Origin of the sequence: Romboutsia sp. 13368, from assembly GCF_018336475.1 — a bacterium.
Taxonomy (GTDB): Bacteria; Bacillota; Clostridia; order Peptostreptococcales; family Peptostreptococcaceae; genus Romboutsia.
The window spans coordinates 715,755-717,293 of record NZ_CP048741.1; the positions used below are offsets into that span (position 1 = coordinate 715,755).

The following is a 1,539-nucleotide window of genomic DNA, read 5'->3' on the forward strand; positions in this document are numbered from 1 at the left end:
TTAGATTATGATAAAAATGATTTTAAGTGTCTTTTTTGTTAAATAATTAAAATTAACCAAATAAAATTATAGTAATTAACGAATAAAAAATGATAAAAATCAAAAACTAAAAAATCAAAAACACTTAAGTTTTATATTTGTAATTATATTATAAAAAGTAGAAGATTTATGGTTACTTTAAAAGTTTGAAAAAATTATTAATATGAAAGGAGAATTTAAATCAATGACTCATAAGCTAAAAGATATTATTAAATCTGAGGTATTTACAGGTGTATTACTTATAATTGCTACAATAGTATCTTTAACAATAGCAAATAGTAGGTTTGGACAAGCATATAATAATTTCTTTAGTTTTCCCATCATAGGAGAATTTAATATTCACCTGATAATAAATGATTTTTTAATGGCAATATTCTTTTTATATGTTGGTCTTGAAATAAAAAATGAAATATTACATGGGAGATTATCAAGCTTTAAAAAGGCTTCATTTCCTATAATAGCAGCAATTGGTGGCGTTTTATTACCAGCGATTATATTTACGATAATTAACCTTGGCACACCATTTTCTGATGGAATAGGGATACCAATATCAACTGATATAGCCTTTGCAGTAGGTATATTTATGATATTAGAACATAAGCTTAATCCATTACTAAAAATATTTTTATTATCTTTGGCTGTTGTAGATGACTTAATATCAATATTGGTAATAGGAGTATTATATTCTTCACATATAAATGTATGGTGCATACTAATTTCAATTATTATATTATTAATATTATTAGCTATGAATAGAAATAAAGTAGATAATATTGCAGCATATCTGTTAGTTGGGTTAGTATTATGGTTTTTTATATATTATAGTGGAGTACATGCAACGATAAGTGGAGTTTTACTTGCTAGTGCAATACCATCTAAAAAATTCAAAACATCTAAAGAGCCTATGTTAAAAAGATTAGTTCATAAATTAGAACCTTTTTGTAACTTACTCATACTGCCGTTATTTGCATTATCTAATACAGATATAAGTTTAGACTTAAATGCAAATATTGCATTAGACCATACATTAATATGGGGAATTGTTGCAGGTTTAGTAGTAGGTAAACCACTAGGTATAATGTTATTTACTTGGGTGGGAACTAAGTTTAACATAACTGAAAAACCAAAAGGTGTAGATTGGTTATCTGTATTTTCAGTTTCATTATTAGCAGGTATAGGATTTACTATGTCAATATTTGTATCTGAGATAGCATTTGGTGATAATCCTGAACTGATTAATATATCTAAAATATCTATATTGTCATCAGCTGTAATATCTATTATTATCACTTATATTGTAGCTACACTAATCAATTTTTATAAAAAGAAAGAACCAAATAAATCTAATTCTCACAAGTAAAATAGATTAAACTATAAATAAAAAAGCAACTATATTAATTAATCAATATATAATATAATTGCTTTTTTTTATTTAAAATTAATTAATAAAAATATACATTAAACTGAAAATACTATATAATATAGAAATAAATAGAAATT

Annotated in this window: 1 protein-coding gene; it reads left to right on the forward strand. The window is 23.8% G+C overall.

Annotated elements, in window-relative coordinates; all coding sequences use genetic code 11:
• Nucleotides 1-223 precede the first annotated feature (223 nt).
• Nucleotides 224-1,399: a Na+/H+ antiporter NhaA gene (nhaA, locus tag G3997_RS02845; RefSeq protein WP_296647768.1), complete on the forward strand. Its 1,176-nt coding sequence runs from the start codon at nucleotides 224-226 to the stop codon at nucleotides 1,397-1,399.
• The last annotated feature ends 140 nt before the right edge of the window (nucleotides 1,400-1,539 follow it).

Excerpts from the sequence above, each read along its gene's own strand:
- nhaA (WP_296647768.1), top strand. The coding sequence starts at position 224 with ATGACTCATAAGCTAAAAGATATTATTAAATCTGAGGTATTTACAGGT.